15 protein-coding genes are annotated in these 15,053 nt (G+C 40.0%); 11 read left to right on the top strand and 4 right to left on the bottom strand.

The window, feature by feature from the left end; translation table 11 throughout:
- The first annotated feature begins 57 nt into the window (after positions 1 to 57).
- From napF to AC979_RS05070, 7 genes are all read left to right on the top strand, one after another.
- Positions 58 to 600, top strand: coding sequence for a ferredoxin-type protein NapF (napF, locus tag AC979_RS05100; protein WP_049365644.1), 543 nt, complete (start codon positions 58 to 60; stop codon positions 598 to 600).
- On the top strand, positions 587 to 850 hold the full coding sequence (locus tag AC979_RS05095) for a chaperone NapD (protein WP_049365643.1): 264 nt from the start codon (positions 587 to 589) through the stop codon (positions 848 to 850). Before napF ends, AC979_RS05095 begins: the two co-directional genes overlap by 14 nt.
- Before the next feature lie 63 nt (positions 851 to 913).
- Positions 914 to 3,400 carry a nitrate reductase catalytic subunit NapA gene (napA, locus tag AC979_RS05090; protein ID WP_049365642.1) on the top strand — a complete coding sequence of 829 codons (2,487 nt, stop codon included), beginning with the start codon at positions 914 to 916 and terminating at the stop codon, positions 3,398 to 3,400.
- Positions 3,401 to 3,516: 116 nt separating this feature from the next.
- Positions 3,517 to 4,422 carry a ferredoxin-type protein NapG gene (gene napG / locus AC979_RS05085; RefSeq protein WP_049365641.1) on the top strand — a complete coding sequence of 302 codons (906 nt, stop codon included), beginning with the start codon at positions 3,517 to 3,519 and terminating at the stop codon, positions 4,420 to 4,422.
- Positions 4,422 to 5,312, top strand: a complete 891-nt coding sequence (gene napH / locus AC979_RS05080) for a quinol dehydrogenase ferredoxin subunit NapH (protein WP_049365640.1) — start codon at positions 4,422 to 4,424, stop codon at positions 5,310 to 5,312. The genes napG and napH overlap by 1 nt, the downstream gene beginning before the upstream one ends.
- A gap of 21 nt (positions 5,313 to 5,333) precedes the next feature.
- Complete coding sequence (locus tag AC979_RS05075) at positions 5,334 to 5,762, top strand: nitrate reductase cytochrome c-type subunit (RefSeq protein ID WP_049373152.1); 429 nt, start codon at positions 5,334 to 5,336, stop codon at positions 5,760 to 5,762.
- Between the two features lie 11 nt (positions 5,763 to 5,773).
- Positions 5,774 to 6,412, top strand: coding sequence for a NapC/NirT family cytochrome c (locus tag AC979_RS05070; RefSeq protein WP_049373150.1), 639 nt, complete (start codon positions 5,774 to 5,776; stop codon positions 6,410 to 6,412).
- A gap of 52 nt (positions 6,413 to 6,464) precedes the next feature.
- Here AC979_RS05070 and gss read toward each other — a convergent pair whose 3' ends face one another.
- Positions 6,465 to 8,354 carry a bifunctional glutathionylspermidine amidase/synthase gene (gene gss / locus AC979_RS05065; protein ID WP_049373149.1) on the bottom strand — a complete coding sequence of 630 codons (1,890 nt, stop codon included), beginning with the start codon at positions 8,352 to 8,354 and terminating at the stop codon, positions 6,465 to 6,467.
- A 170-nt stretch (positions 8,355 to 8,524) separates the two neighbouring features.
- Positions 8,525 to 9,598, bottom strand: coding sequence for a tRNA/rRNA methyltransferase (locus AC979_RS05060; RefSeq protein WP_049373148.1), 1,074 nt, complete (start codon positions 9,596 to 9,598; stop codon positions 8,525 to 8,527).
- Between the two features lie 149 nt (positions 9,599 to 9,747).
- On the opposite strand from AC979_RS05060, the gene pssA reads away from it, so the two are divergent.
- From pssA to AC979_RS05045, 3 genes are all read left to right on the top strand, one after another.
- Entirely contained in the window at positions 9,748 to 11,115 is a 1,368-nt protein-coding gene (gene pssA, locus AC979_RS05055; RefSeq protein ID WP_049373147.1) for a CDP-diacylglycerol--serine O-phosphatidyltransferase, read from the top strand.
- Between the two features lie 125 nt (positions 11,116 to 11,240).
- Entirely contained in the window at positions 11,241 to 12,110 is an 870-nt protein-coding gene (gene asd / locus AC979_RS05050; protein WP_049373146.1) for an archaetidylserine decarboxylase, read from the top strand.
- 22 nt (positions 12,111 to 12,132) lie between these two features.
- On the top strand, positions 12,133 to 12,765 hold the full coding sequence (locus AC979_RS05045) for an FKBP-type peptidyl-prolyl cis-trans isomerase (RefSeq protein ID WP_005699831.1): 633 nt from the start codon (positions 12,133 to 12,135) through the stop codon (positions 12,763 to 12,765).
- A 35-nt stretch (positions 12,766 to 12,800) separates the two neighbouring features.
- Here AC979_RS05045 and AC979_RS05040 read toward each other — a convergent pair whose 3' ends face one another.
- Positions 12,801 to 13,181, bottom strand: coding sequence for a hypothetical protein (locus AC979_RS05040; RefSeq protein WP_049373144.1), 381 nt, complete (start codon positions 13,179 to 13,181; stop codon positions 12,801 to 12,803).
- Positions 13,182 to 13,293: 112 nt separating this feature from the next.
- Positions 13,294 to 14,403, bottom strand: coding sequence for a glutamate 5-kinase (gene proB / locus AC979_RS05035; RefSeq protein ID WP_049373143.1), 1,110 nt, complete (start codon positions 14,401 to 14,403; stop codon positions 13,294 to 13,296).
- A gap of 142 nt (positions 14,404 to 14,545) precedes the next feature.
- Between proB and folA the strand changes: the two genes are divergently transcribed.
- Positions 14,546 to 15,046, top strand: coding sequence for a type 3 dihydrofolate reductase (gene folA, locus AC979_RS05030; protein WP_049373142.1), 501 nt, complete (start codon positions 14,546 to 14,548; stop codon positions 15,044 to 15,046).
- The last annotated feature ends 7 nt before the right edge of the window (positions 15,047 to 15,053 follow it).

Below are 15,053 nucleotides of genomic sequence, written 5' to 3'. Positions count from 1 at the left end.
TTTTTTATTAGCACTAGATAATGCATCCCTTGAAAATACCGAACTTTAAAGAAAAATATGGCGATTGAAAATCCTTCTCGCAGACAATTATTACGTGGGCAATTTTTACAATCGTTACATTCTGAAAACGCGAAAATTCAAGGTATTAATGCTATCCGTCCACCTTGGTCGATAAACGAGAGCAACTTTACGGATAAATGTACGCGGTGCGGTGATTGCATACTAGTATGTGAAACCCAAATTATCGTAAAAGGCGATGGCGGTTTTCCTGAAATACAATTTGACAAGGGCGAATGCACGTTCTGCCAAAAATGTGTTTTAGTCTGTGAACAACCGATTTTTCGTTCATTAGAAGAAGAGCCTTGGGCACATAAAGTTGAAATTACAACGCAATGTCTCACAGAAAATCGAGTGGAATGTCGAAGTTGCCAAGATAGCTGTCCGATGAATGCCATCCGTTTTCGATTACAACTTGGTGGCGTCGCAAAACCCATATTGGATTTAGAAAGTTGTAATGGTTGTGGTGCTTGCCTAAGTGTTTGCCCAACAAAAGCAATAAAAATTTTTAATATTGAAACAAATATCGATGAGTCAATTTAGCGAAAATGAGAACTGGTATGTATGCAGCATTGTTGTGCAAGCCAGACCAGAAAAACTTAACCAAGTCAAAGAAGCCATTTTAGCGATTCCAACCGCTGAGATTCATGGCGAAAAATCTGATGAAGGCAAATTGGTGGTCACCCTTGAAAGTAACCGTCAATTAGCATTAGCGGATCTTATGGATGAAATTAAAGATATCCCAGGAGTAATTGTCATTTCTTTAATTTCGAATTACTTAGATGAAAAATAAATAATTTAGGAATACATACTCTTTTGTATATTCTAAAACATTCAACAACGAGTGGGGAAAACTATGGAACTTAATCGTAGAGATTTTATGAAAGCCAATGCTGCACTTGCAGCGGCAGCGGCTGCCGGTATGACCATCCCTGTTAAACAGGTTAATGCGACCGAAGATATGGGCATCAAATGGGATAAAGCCCCATGCCGTTTCTGTGGTACAGGATGTAGCGTATTGGTAGGAACCAAAGATGGTCGAGTTGTCGCAACTCAAGGTGACCCGGATGCAGAAGTAAACCGCGGTTTAAACTGTATCAAAGGTTACTTCCTTTCTAAAATCATGTACGGTGCAGACCGTGTACAAACTCCGTTATTACGTATGAAAGATGGTAAATTCCATAAAGAAGGTGACTTTACACCAGTTTCTTGGGATCAAGCTTTCACTATCATGGCGGAAAAAATCAAAGACATCTTGAAGAAAAAAGAACCAAATGCTGTTGGGATGTTCTCTTCCGGTCAAACTACTATCTATGAAGGCTATGCAAAAGTAAAACTTTGGAAAGCTGGTCTTCGTTCAAATACTATCGATCCTAATGCTCGTCACTGTATGGCGTCTGCAGCGGTTGCGTTTATGCGTACATTCGGTATGGATGAGCCAATGGGTTGCTATAACGATATCGAGAAAACCGATGCATTTGTGCTTTGGGGTTCAAACATGGCGGAAATGCACCCAATTTTATGGTCTCGTATTTCTGACCGTCGTCTTTCTTCTGATAACGTGAAAGTTGTAGTTATGTCAACATTCGAACACCGTTCGTTTGAATTAGCTGATGTGCCTATCGTATTTAATCCACATGCAGACCTTGCAATCCTTAACTACATTGCAAACTACATTATCCAAAACGATAAAGTAAACTGGGACTTCGTTAATAAACATACTAAATTCAAACGTGGTGAAACTGATATCGGTTATGGTCTACGTCCAGAACACCCACTTGAAGTTGCAGCGAAAAACCGTAAAACTGCAGGTAAAATGTATGACTCTGACTTCGAAGAATTCAAGAAAATCGTTGCACCTTATACATTAGACGAAGCACACCGTATTTCTGGTGTACCAAAAGATCAGCTTGAAACCCTCGCGAAAATGTACGCGGATCCAGAACAGAACTTAGTGTCTTACTGGACAATGGGCTTTAACCAACACACTCGTGGTGTATGGGTTAACCACATGATCTATAACGTACACTTATTAACCGGTAAAATTTCTAAACCAGGTTGTGGTCCGTTCTCATTAACTGGTCAACCTTCAGCTTGTGGTACCGCACGTGAAGTGGGTACTTTCGTTCACCGTTTACCAGCGGACATGGTAGTAACCAATCCTAAACACGTTGAAATCGCTGAGAAAAAATGGAAATTACCAAAAGGTACCATTCCAACTGTACCTGGATACGCAGCTGTACAACAAAGCCGTGCATTAAAAGATGGTAAATTAAACTTCTTATGGCAACTTTGTACCAACAACATGCAAGGTGGTCCAAACATTAACGACGAAATTTTCCCTGGTTGGCGTAACCCTGAAAACTTCATCGTTGTTTCAGACCCTTACCCATCCGTTTCTGCAGTTGCAGCAGACCTAATTCTCCCTACTTGTATGTGGGTAGAAAAAGAAGGGGGCTATGGTAACGCAGAACGTCGTACCCAATTATGGCGTCAACAAGTGAAAGGTCCTGGTGAGTCTCGTTCTGACTTATGGCAAATTGTGGAATTCTCTAAATACTTCAAAACAGATGAAGTATGGGGCGAAGAATTATTAGCTCAAATGCCAGAATATCGTGGTAAGACTTTATATGAAGTACTTTACGAGAATGGTGAAGTAAACAAATATAAAATACCAACGGATGTTCCAGGATACATCAATGATGAAGCAGATCACTTTGGTTACTACCTACAAAAAGGCTTATTCGAAGAATACGCAAGCTTTGGTCGTGGTCATGGCCATGACTTAGCACCATTTGATACTTACCACCAAGTACGTGGTTTACGTTGGCCGGTTGTTGACGGTAAAGAAACCTTATGGCGTTACCGTGAAGGCTTTGACCCGTACGTTAAAGCAGGCGAAGATGTTGCGTTCTACGGTTATCCGGATAAAAAAGCAATTATCTTAGGTGTGCCTTATGAAGACCCTGCAGAATCACCAGATGAAGAATATCCATTATGGTTATGTACTGGTCGTGTACTTGAACACTGGCATACCGGTACCATGACTCGTCGTGTACCTGAATTACACCGTGCGTTCCCGAATAACTTAGTTTGGATGCACCCAGCGGATGCGAAAAAATATGGCTTACGTCATGGGGATAAAGTGAAATTAATTACACGTCGTGGTGAAATGGTTTCTTACTTAGATACCCGTGGTCGTAACAAATGTCCTCAGGGCTTAATTTACACCACCTTCTTTGATGCGGGTCAGCTTGCTAACAAATTAACATTGGATGCAACCGATCCAATTTCAGGTGAAACCGACTTCAAAAAATGTGCTGTAAAAGTGGAAAAAGCGTAGGATTTTCCTTTTGTTTCTAGTCGCTCCTCTCTTTAAAGAGAAGGGAATTTAAAATAAGAGCGGTCAAATTTTGCAATATTTTTACAAAATTAGGCCGCTTATAAAAGGAAACGCAGATGAGACTTGATCCTAACCGTCGTCAGTTTTTAAAAAATGTGACAAGAACGGCTGCCGGAGTATGTGGGGTTGGTATTATTCTTGGCTTACAGCAACAACAAGCTAAAGCTAAAGAAGGGATCGCCTTGCGTCCACCTGGTGCTTTACCGGAAAAGGATTTCTTGGCAGCTTGTACCCGTTGCGGACAATGCGTCCAAGCGTGTCCATATGATATGTTGCATTTAGCTTCGCTGATTTCACCAATGGAAGCTGGCACACCTTATTTTATCGCTCGGGATAAACCTTGCGAAATGTGTCCGGATATTCCATGTATGAATGCTTGTCCAAGTGGCGCATTAAGTGAGGAACTTAAAGACATCAATGATGCGAGAATGGGGTTAGCCGTATTGCTAGACCATGAAACTTGTCTTAACTGGCAGGGGTTGCGTTGTGATGTGTGTTATCGCGTTTGTCCATTAGTAGATAAAGCGATTACACTTGAACGTATCCACAATGATCGTACTGGGATTCATGCAAAGCTTATTCCAACTGTTCACTCTGATGCTTGCACCGGATGCGGTAAATGCGAACAAGCTTGTGTGTTAGAAGAAGCGGCAATTAAAGTCTTACCGATGGATATCGCCAAAGGGCTACTCGGTCGCCACTATCGCTTAGGCTGGAAAGAAAAACAAAACGCCGGAAAATCCTTAATTGAGGAGCAACATCCAGATGGCTTACGTCCAGCAATGGATGCTCGTATGCCGGAAGGCTCACATGAGCCGGTTTATCAGCCAATGCAAGTTCAACCGAACCAAAAAGTTGCAACACCAAACCGTGCAACAATGGATTATGTACCAAATCCAACAACAGTTCCGGAAGCAGAGCAATTCCCAAATCTGGACTTAAACATTAAGGGGGTTAAATAATGGCTGAAAAATATACCCCGAATAAGCCTAAAGATGCAGGCTTAGAAGCTCGCCAAAAACTCGGTTGGTGGCATGCTTATCGCTTTTTAATTCTACGTCGAATTAGTCAATTAAGTATTATTTTAATGTTCTTAAGTGGTCCGATTTGGCAAGTTTGGATTCTAAAAGGCAATTACAGCTCAAGCATGCTTTTGGATACTGTGCCATTGACAGATCCATTGATTACCGCTGAAAGTTTAGCGACAGGTTACCTACCAGAAATCACAACGATTATTGGAGCCTTGGTTATCGTCGTATTCTACGCCATCGTTGCGAGCAAAGCCTTTTGTAGTTGGGTCTGTCCAATGAACATCGTGACTGATGCAGCAGCTTGGCTACGTAGAAAATTAGGTATTAGACAATCATTAAAAATTTCACGTCAACTTCGCTATGTGATTTTAGCCGTGATTTTAGTTGGTAGCGCAATAACGGGTACGCTTTTATGGGAGTGGATAAACCCTGTTGCAGCACTTGGACGCATCTTCGTCTTTGGAACAGGTGCAACGCTTTGGTTAGTAGCAGTGATTTTCCTATTTGACTTACTCGTTGCTGAACATGGTTGGTGTGGTCACCTTTGTCCAATTGGTGCAATCTATGGTGTCATTGGAGCTAAAAGCCTAATAAAAATTAATGTAATCGATCGCGATCGCTGTGACCGTTGTATGGACTGTTATAATGTTTGCCCAGAACCGCAAGTTTTAAGACTTCCTTTACACGGTGGACCTGAAGATAGCCAAATTATATTGGCAAAAGATTGTATTACTTGTGGACGCTGTATTGACGTGTGCGCAGAAAATGTATTTACATTTGGATCTCGATTTGAGAAACAAATAAAAATTAAAAATATTTAATTATTTAATGGAGTGGATTTCATGAAAAAATCATTTATTTTCATGCTGGCTTTATGTAGTGGATTGGCATTTGCTGATGCACCACAAGTTGCAAACAGCATCGATAAAACAGCAGAAAGTCTTGCACCTGCATTTAATAATCCTTATAAAGATGTAGGCAATATTCCTGTTACTTTTCCTAACCAACCCCCACTTGTTCCACACAGCATTCGTGGCTTACAAGTAACTAAAAATGCGAATCAATGTTTAGGTTGCCACGCGCCAGATGTTGCCCCAACAACGGGTGCGCCACGTGTTCCTGAGAGTCATTTCTTAACACGTGATGGTCAAAAAACAGAAGGTACCTCACCACGTCGTTATTTCTGTTTACAATGCCACGTTCAGCAAACTAACGTAAATCCAATTATTCAAAATAAATTCGAAACCATTCGTAAAACGCAAGGTAAATAAGGAGCTAAACCATGATTAAATCAAGCATTCAAAAAGTTTGTCGTTGGTTACGCTCGCCGAGCAAAATGGCAATTGGTGGGGTGATTTTATTAACTATCATTGGTACTATTGTTGGAACTAACCTATTTAATGTCGGTATGTCAGCAACTAATACTGAACAATTCTGTTCAGATTGTCATACTAACGATGTTGTACCTGAATACCAAGCATCAATTCACTTTAGCAACCGTTCAGGTGTGAAAGCGATTTGTTCTGACTGTCACGTTCCTCATGAATTTGTGCCAAAAATGATTCGTAAAATGCAGGCTTCTACTGAAGTATTAGCATACTATACGGGTAAAGTTGATACTAAAGAGAAATTTGAAAAACATCGTTTAGAAATGGCTGAACGCGAATGGGCGCGTATGAAAGCGAATAACTCACAAGAGTGTCGTAACTGCCATAACTTTAATGATATGGATTACTCACAACAAAAAACTGTGGCACAACAAATGCACGCACTTGCACAGGAACAAAACAAAACCTGTATCGACTGTCACAAAGGGATTGCACACCATCTTCCAGATATGTCAAAAGTACAACAAACTTTTATTCCTGCTGATATGTTAAAAACAGATGAAAAACCAACTGATAACAAAGAAGCAAAATAATTTTATAAATTAACAATAACAAATCGGCACCCATTGAGTGCCGATTTTATTTTTATTTCTTAAGGAAAGATTTATCTAATAATACTCTTAACGGTTGCATATCACTGTTTCCCATAATAACCAAACTCGGGTCTGAGCGTAAACAGCTACCACCATAATGCCCCCCTACAGTGAAAGTACAAACCTGAACATATTGGTCTTCCACTTTTGGTAAACACCACAGTTGTTGATAAATACTTTCCTGCTTATCAAATCGACCGTCTGTGCTATCAAGTACAGATTTGCACTCACCAATGAGTTTCACATTATCACCTCGACGACCCGCAATTGGTTTTTGCGCATAACCATTTTTAACCAACTCTGGTGTCAATTCAAATCCTGCTTCAAGTAAATAACGATGATTTGGGAATAATGACCATAATACAGGTAAGATCGCTTTATTACTTGGAATCGCAGTCCACAGTGGCTCATAGACCAAAACTTCTGGACGAAGTAACACGTCAATTAACCGCACTTTATCTTCCGGGTAGCCTGTACGAATTGGTGGAGCCACTTCCATGCCTGTCGCATCTTCACGAAGTTGCTCTAACATGGTTTCCCAAGCCCATGTTTTCCACACCGTTTTTATCTGGTTATCTTCATCATCAATTAAACGACCACGACTATCCCAATGTAGCCCCTCTGTACCATGAATAATTTTGGCTTGAAATCCTGCTTGAACCAGTGCGTTACGCATAAACAATGAGTGGTAATCTTCTTCATCATCATGATCCTGCATAATATGAACAAGCGGCGTTGCTTCACTGTGTTTCCAACAATCCGCTAATGCATTACGTAAACCATCAGCAGGATTTTCACCTATATTCAATCCGCCTTGGATTGCCCATCGATTCATAAACTCACCGGCTTCCGCATGGCAAGAGGCTGAATCTGCGTTGTATTCATACACTTTTAATCCACGACTATCCATGCAGAAATCTAAACGCCCCGTAATGGTTTGATAACGGCGATTTTGCCAAGATAAACGTAAGCGAGGCCATAATAATTTTGGAATATTAAAATATTCTAATAACTTATCGTCTTTTAAAACTTTATCTGTGGCATGCAAATACATTAAATGTAATTCATTGGTTGCACGAATCAACTCATGCTGTGCTGTTTCAGACATCGTAAAGTAACGATATTGATCAGAATGACTGACTTTATGCCCTCCCATGGCTTTCACATAGGCAGCTTCAAATTCATTGTTCTCATTCAGCCATTTATGTTCAAACTGACCGTTGTTTTCAATATGTTCTGCATGAATTTCAAGTTTCTCTTTTTCAGGTGTTGGCTGTGGCAGACTGTATTCGGTGTCTTCCGTTTGGATCATCCAACCTAAAATTTCGGTATCATCAAAGGTATCATGCAAAAAATAGCCTGTTTCAGAAACTGTCATTGGTAATTCACGCGTCCATTGCTGCCCGCTAGGTAAGCGGGAGTGAATCACGTTTTGCTCAGCAATGCGGATTTTATCCTCTAAGACTTCGGTAATAATCGCCACATGCCCCGTATGTTTAAATTCGCCCCCCTCTTGCCAAATTAAAAGGGCGCCAGCTTCAGGCTTACGTTTGCAACCATTTGCAAAGGCTTGTAAGGGTAATAAGGCATCATTCACCACTTGACGTAAAAATCGTAGAGAAAAGATCTCGTAAGCCATTCCTACATCAGTAAACACCATGCCATGATTGAGATATAAATAACGGCGCGCAAATTCTACACACTGCCATTTGTAGCCCATGTACTCTCTTCCTAAATAACTGCGAAAGGCAGCATCATCCGGATACTCTTTCTCATCAGCTGTATGATAATCTGATGAATAAATCGCAATCCCACCCGGTGCATAACCTAATAAACTTCCGAAAGGATCATGTGTACTAATATTGGCTGAACGTTCAGGCATAAAAACTCCCTGGTAAATAACTACTCGGAATAGTATAGATCTTTTGTCTAGCTTCCCCCAAAAACTTTATGAAAGAAAGATGAAAAATTGACTGAGTCATCATTTTAAAAAAGAAAAAGGCTGACATCTGCCAGCCTTGAAAATAAGTGTAAAAATAACCGCACTTGAGGTTATTTCACATACCAATGTGCTAATAAAATCCCTGTATTTACCGCAATATTTAATCCTGCTTTTAATGGATTACTTAAAGAAAGACGCACATTTACATCTTCTTTCTCACGAATATCATCCGTACTACCTTCACTCAATACCAACGCGACTTTCTCGGCAAATTTAAGTTGTTCCAACGCAACGCCTTGTTTATTGGTTGAGACATGAATAATCTGATAACCCGCCTTACGTAAAGCCTCTAACGCAATTTCAGTACTTTCTGTTTCTAAAATACGAATATGCTCCATTCCGCCTTCAGCTACACGCATCGCAGCCGGTGCATAAAGCTGTTCAACTTGATTTGTTACCACATTTTTAATGCCATAGAAGGCGCAAGTACGCACAACGCCACCTAAGTTCTGCGCATTGTTGACTTGATCAAGCACCACTAAGCAGTCTTCTTGACGCGGGACATCTAAATAACCTTGTAAAGAGAAAGTACGTTGCTTCTTCACTAGCATACAAATGCCACCATGATGCTCAGTGCCACTTACTAAGCTTAGCTCATCGCTGTCCACCACGTGATACACTTTTTTATTCGCGGCTAAATAACTGAAAATCTCGCCAATTCTATGCGCCATTTGCACCGTTGCCCATACGCGAACAATGCTCTCTGGACGTTCAGCAAACAATTCTAAGCACGCATTTTCACCATACACTTTCATTTCTTCAGCACGGTTCTTTTTAATTTTCTCCGGTGCTCGTGGTGATAATGCGCCCGTTTTCTTTTCTTTCGGTTTATAACTCACGCCAGTACTTTTCACTGTTACTTTTACCGAGCCCCTTTCACCATTCGCTTTATTTAATGAAAGTTCAGCAATTTTCGGTTCTCTCACTTCTTGCTGTTGGAAGCCACGAGAAGGTTTGCGATCATCCCGTTTTTTATCGAAGTGCGGTCGATTTCCCCCACGTTTTTCATTATTACGACGATCATCAAAGCGACGTTCTTTGTCATTAAATGTACGTTTTGGGCTACGCTCTTGAAAAGATTTGGCGGAATTTGTTTGGAATGATGGTTTGCGTGAATTGCTCATAATTTGCTTCTCGAAGGAAAAATTGGATAATAATTCGCCAAAAAATGCGAAAATTTGTGAGCATTATAACGAAAAAAAACCTTTTTTCTATCAATCCACAAGGGAAATATTGTAAACTAGAGCATTAATTTTTAGTGTAGAGATCGATTATGTTAATCAATAAAGCTAAACGAGCAGAACAAAATTTAAAAAATTTGCCTTTTCTTCCTTTACAGGCAGAACAGGTTGAGTTTCTGTTTAGTCCGCTTGAATTCAAAGCACAAATTATAGAATTAATTCGCCAAGCTAAAAAACGCATTTACGTGACCGCACTTTATTGGCAAAAAGATGAAGCGGGACAAGAAATTCTCAATGAAATTTATCGCGTAAAACAAGATCATCCAGAATTGGATGTGAAAATTTTAGTGGATTGGCATCGCGGACAACGCAATTTACTCGGTGCAGAAAAATCTGCTACTAACGCTGATTGGTATTGTGAACAACGCCAAACCTATCAACTTCCCGATGAACCGAATATGTTCTTCGGTGTGCCAATTAATACCCGTGAAGTCTTCGGCGTGTTGCATATTAAAGGCTTTGTCTTTGACGATACCGTGCTTTATAGCGGCGCAAGTATCAATAATGTGTATTTACAACAACAAGATAAATACCGTTACGACCGCTATCAAAAAATCCATAATGCTGCATTGGCAGACTCTATGGTTAATTTCATCAATGATTATTTATTGGATTTCAGCGCGGTTCATCCATTAGATGTAGCTAATCGTCCTCGCACCAAAGAAATTCGCAGTGCAATAAAAGCTTATCGTAAAAACTTATCTGCCCATGCTGAATATCAGTTAGAAAGTGCGGTTGGTTTTTCCGATGTTTTAAGCATTTCACCACTTTTTGGTTTAGGTGCATCCGGCAATGAATTAAATCAAGTTATCGAAGATTTATTCTTACAAGTGCAGGAAAAATTGGTGATTTGCACCCCTTATTTCAACTTCCCGCGCACGTTAAGAAGTAAACTTGCCCGCTTATTAGAGCAAGGAAAGCGTGTCGAAATTATCGTGGGTGATAAAGTCGCGAACGATTTCTATATTCCACCAGATCAGCCGTTTAAAATGGCAGGTGCATTGCCTTATTTATATGAAAGCAATCTTCGTCGTTTCTGCGAGAAATTTGATGCTTACATTAAAAATGGCCATTTAACTGTGCGTTTATGGAAAGATGGCGATAACACTTATCACCTCAAAGGTGTTTGGGTGGACAACCAGTATATTCTTTTAACGGGAAACAACTTAAACCCACGCGCATGGCGTTTAGATGCGGAAAATGGATTATTAATCCACGATCCAAAACAAGAACTTCTGCCTCAAGTGGAACAAGAATTGTCGCACATCCGCCAACATACCAAAGTATTGCAAGATTATTCTGAATTAGAAGAATTGACGCAATATCCTGAACCGGTGCAAAAACTGCTGAAAAAATTTGCTCGGATTCAAGCAGACAAATTAGTCAAAATGATTTTATAAACGCAAAAAGAGGCCGACAAATGTCGGCTTCTTGCTTGTATCTTACGCAAAAACATCAACTAACATTGCACAAGTGAAATAAGTTGTTATAATCGCCCGACTTTTAAATCTTATTGGAGAAATCAATGAACCCAATTTCTTATTGGCAACGCCTAAAAGTTGCATTTCAATATGTGATGCCTCAAATCTATATGACACAAGCAGCAGGTTGGTTAGCTAAACAAAAATGGGGCGCAGTGACACATTTTGTGATTAAAGCGTTTGCAAAAAAATACAACATTGATATGAGCATTGCTGAAAAAGAAAAATTCAGTGATTACGCTAGTTTTAATGAATTCTTTATCCGTCCATTAAAAGAAAATGCACGTCCAATTAACCAAAATCCTACCGCACTTTGCTGCCCTGCGGATGGCCGTGTAAGTGAATGTGGACACATTGAAGATGACCGCCTATTACAAGCAAAAGGTCACTTCTTCAGCTTAAACGATTTATTAGCGGAAGATAAAGATTTAACCGAGACCTTTAAAAATGGGGAGTTCGTCACCACTTATTTATCACCACGTGATTATCACCGTGTGCATATGCCATGTGATGGTACACTTCGCAAAATGATTTACGTACCGGGTGATTTATTCTCCGTCAATCCATTTTTAGCGAAACATGTGCCGAACCTCTTCGCACGTAATGAACGTGTGATTTGTGTCTTTGATACTGAATTTGGCACCATGGTACAAATCTTAGTAGGTGCAACAATTACTGCAAGTATCGGCACTGTTTGGGCTGGTGTCATTAACCCACCACGTCATAACGAAGTGAAAGTCTGGACTTATGAAGGTGAAAGTGCGGTTAAATTAAGCAAGGGTCAAGAAATGGGTTGGTTCCAACTTGGTTCTACCGTAATTAATTTATTCCAAGCCGGTCAAGTGCAAATTGCCGATCATTTAAGTGTTGATGAACCTGTTCGCATGGGTGAAATCTTGGCATTGAAAAAATAGTTTTACAACAAAGGAAAAAACAATGACAGCTCAAATTTTTGAACAAGTAAAATTAGAAAGTATTTCTGAAAAAGGCAGCTACGGTATCGGTTTACAAATCGGTCAACAATTAGCAGATAGCCAAATGGATATTTCTGTTGAAGCGGTAGCAAAAGGCATTTTCGACGCGTTAAACCGCAATCAACCTGCATTAGAAATTAATGATTTAATGCATTCTGTTCAAGCGCTTCAACAACAAGCGGCTGAAGCACAACAAGCGCAATTCAAAGCGATTGAAGAAGAAGGTAAAAAATTCTTAGAAGAAAACGCGAAAAAAGCGGGCGTAAAAGTGACTGACAGCGGTTTACAATACGAAATTTTAACTGAAGGTAACGGTAACAAACCAGCTGCAACGGACAAAGTACGTGTTCACTACACAGGTACATTACCAGATGGTACTGTATTCGATAGCTCTGTTGCACGTGGTACACCGGCTGAATTCCCAGTAAATGGCGTAATTCGTGGTTGGGTTGAAGCATTACAAATGATGCCTGTTGGTTCTAAATGGAAACTCACTATTCCACACGAACTGGCTTACGGCGAACGTGGTGCAGGCGCATCTATCCCACCATTCTCAACCTTAGTGTTTGAAGTCGAATTACTCGACATCCTTTAAAACGAAAAAGTGCGGTTAAAATTAACCGCACTTTTTTATTCTTCTTCGTCTTCGCTATAACGATCATCATCGTCATAATCATAGGTTAAGATCGCATCCTCATCATAACCCTCTATATCAATCTGAACACCATTTGAACCTGCATCAAAACCATTAAACCATGCGGTTCGTAATTCTTCAGGTATTCGTCGGCCACAAAAGTTAATTCGTTTATTCAGTTGAGATTGGCTTTGTGCTTGGAAATCTTTCCCGACACGATAACCATCTAAATACCAGTCATCTTTATCATGACAAGCCGTCGTATTTAAACGTTTTACGTGTTTGCTCACTGAAATGGGGCTATGATGTTTTACATAATAGCCCTGCGTACAAGCGCTTAATAGCCCAACAGCTAAAACGGTCGTTATTAATCTCATGTTGTCTCCTTTTACTACTTAATATCGGGCTATCACCCTTTTTATGGTTTTATAGACCGACAAAATAAAAGGAAGGTTCAGAAAATATGAGAGATCCGATTTCTATTACAGGCTATAGCACAATCATATCATCACGATGTAGCGCAACTGCACCGTACTCATAACCAAGAATTTGCTCAATATCTTGAGATTTTTTCCCTTTGATTAATTCCAACGCATCGCTGTTATAACGAGGCATACCGAGTGCAATCACTTTACCTGAAGTATTTTTAATTTTGACGACTTCACCGCGTGAGAAACGCCCTTCCACAGCCGTAATTCCTGCAGGCAGCAACGATTTATTCTGTACTAACATGGCATTTTCAGCGCCTTCATCAATCGTCAGCATGCCCGCTGATGGTGCGGCAAATAACCACTGTTTACGGCTTTCGAGACGATCTGAGTGATGAGCAATAAATTTAGTGCCAATTGGTTTATCGTAAGCCAAATCCACAATAACATCAGGTCGGCTACCTGGCGCAATAATCGTTTCTATACCCGAACGCGTTGCCACATCTGCCGCAATTATTTTTGTACTCATCCCGCCAGTACCAAGCTTTGTACCGCTACCGCCTGCAATCGAACGAATATGATCGGTAATTTGCTCAACCACAGGAATTAATTTCGCATCTGGATTTTTACGAGGATCACTTTCGAACAAACCTTGTTGATCCGTTAATAAATAAAGTTGTTCCGCTTGCACTAAAATCGCGACTAATGCAGATAAGTTATCATTATCTCCTACTTTAATCTCAGCTGTTGCCACCGCATCATTCTCGTTAATCACAGGAATAATATGATTGTCTAACAGGGCATGTAATGTATCGCGTGCATTTAAAAAACGTTCACGGTCTTCAATATCAGCACGAGTTAATAAAATTTGTCCAATATGAATATCATAAATCGCAAATAATTTTTCCCAGGCTTGGATCAGCTGACTCTGCCCTACTGCGGCTAGAAGCTGTTTTGACGCAATGGTTGGCGGAAGTTGAGGATGATTTAAATAATGTCGTCCTGCTGCAATCGCACCTGATGTCACAATCACAACACGAAAACCCGCTTGATGAAGTTGTGCAATCTGACGAACAATATCGACCATGTGAGGGGCATTTAATTTAGGTGAACCATGCGTTAATGTACTGGTACCAAATTTTACAACGATTGTTTTGTGATTTGCCGACATAGTTTGTCCTCAATAAAAAAATAGTAAATTGGCGTTAAATTAGCACTAAAATAAATAAAAATCACGAAAAAAACCATCTCAAATTCAGATTTTCTGAATAGCTATGATATAGTGCAAAAAAAAGAAAAATAGGATAGAAAATATGACATTAAGTTTGATCGTTGCGACAACAAAAAATAACGTCATCGGAAAAGATAATCAAATGCCTTGGCACTTACCTGCCGATTTAGCCTGGTTTCGTAAAAATACCACGGGCAAACCGGTAATTATGGGACGTAAAACCTTTGAAAGCATTGGTCGTCCACTGCCGAAACGTACCAATATTGTCCTTTCACGTACACCTTACGAACATGAAGGTGTCATCTGGAAAGAGAATTTTGAAAGTGCGGTCAATTTTGTCAAAGAATTTGATGAAATTATGTTGATTGGCGGCGGCGAGTTATTTAAACAATATTTACCTAAAGCAGATAAACTATACCTCACGCAAATTCAAGCTGACATTGATGGCGATACCTTCTTCCCTGAAATTAATTGGGCAGAATGGAACATCGAGTTTGAAGAATATCGTCAAGCGGATGCAGATAATCCTTATGATTGTCGTTTTTTAATTTTGCAACGTAAGAAAAATAAACTAAAAGCCTAATCTAAGC

The sequence above is a fragment of the Parahaemophilus parainfluenzae genome (genome assembly GCF_001053575.1).
Lineage (GTDB): Bacteria > Pseudomonadota > Gammaproteobacteria > Enterobacterales > Pasteurellaceae > Haemophilus_D > Haemophilus_D parainfluenzae_S.
The sequence above is the reverse complement of the archived record's forward strand: the minus strand, read 5'-3'. Positions and strand labels throughout refer to the sequence as shown.

Excerpts from the sequence above, each read along its gene's own strand:
- gss (WP_049373149.1), bottom strand. The coding sequence starts at position 8,354 with ATGCCTGAACGTTCAGCCAATATTAGTACACATGATCCTTTCGGAAGT.
- napH (WP_049365640.1), top strand. The coding sequence starts at position 4,422 with ATGGCTGAAAAATATACCCCGAATAAGCCTAAAGATGCAGGCTTAGAA.
- AC979_RS05075 (WP_049373152.1), top strand. The coding sequence starts at position 5,334 with ATGAAAAAATCATTTATTTTCATGCTGGCTTTATGTAGTGGATTGGCA.
- napF (WP_049365644.1), top strand. The coding sequence starts at position 58 with ATGGCGATTGAAAATCCTTCTCGCAGACAATTATTACGTGGGCAATTT.
- napA (WP_049365642.1), top strand. The coding sequence starts at position 914 with ATGGAACTTAATCGTAGAGATTTTATGAAAGCCAATGCTGCACTTGCA.
- proB (WP_049373143.1), bottom strand. The coding sequence starts at position 14,403 with ATGTCGGCAAATCACAAAACAATCGTTGTAAAATTTGGTACCAGTACA.
- AC979_RS05040 (WP_049373144.1), bottom strand. The coding sequence starts at position 13,181 with ATGAGATTAATAACGACCGTTTTAGCTGTTGGGCTATTAAGCGCTTGT.
- pssA (WP_049373147.1), top strand. The coding sequence starts at position 9,748 with ATGTTAATCAATAAAGCTAAACGAGCAGAACAAAATTTAAAAAATTTG.
- AC979_RS05060 (WP_049373148.1), bottom strand. The coding sequence starts at position 9,598 with ATGAGCAATTCACGCAAACCATCATTCCAAACAAATTCCGCCAAATCT.
- AC979_RS05095 (WP_049365643.1), top strand. The coding sequence starts at position 587 with ATGAGTCAATTTAGCGAAAATGAGAACTGGTATGTATGCAGCATTGTT.
- folA (WP_049373142.1), top strand. The coding sequence starts at position 14,546 with ATGACATTAAGTTTGATCGTTGCGACAACAAAAAATAACGTCATCGGA.
- AC979_RS05070 (WP_049373150.1), top strand. The coding sequence starts at position 5,774 with ATGATTAAATCAAGCATTCAAAAAGTTTGTCGTTGGTTACGCTCGCCG.
- asd (WP_049373146.1), top strand. The coding sequence starts at position 11,241 with ATGAACCCAATTTCTTATTGGCAACGCCTAAAAGTTGCATTTCAATAT.
- AC979_RS05045 (WP_005699831.1), top strand. The coding sequence starts at position 12,133 with ATGACAGCTCAAATTTTTGAACAAGTAAAATTAGAAAGTATTTCTGAA.
- napG (WP_049365641.1), top strand. The coding sequence starts at position 3,517 with ATGAGACTTGATCCTAACCGTCGTCAGTTTTTAAAAAATGTGACAAGA.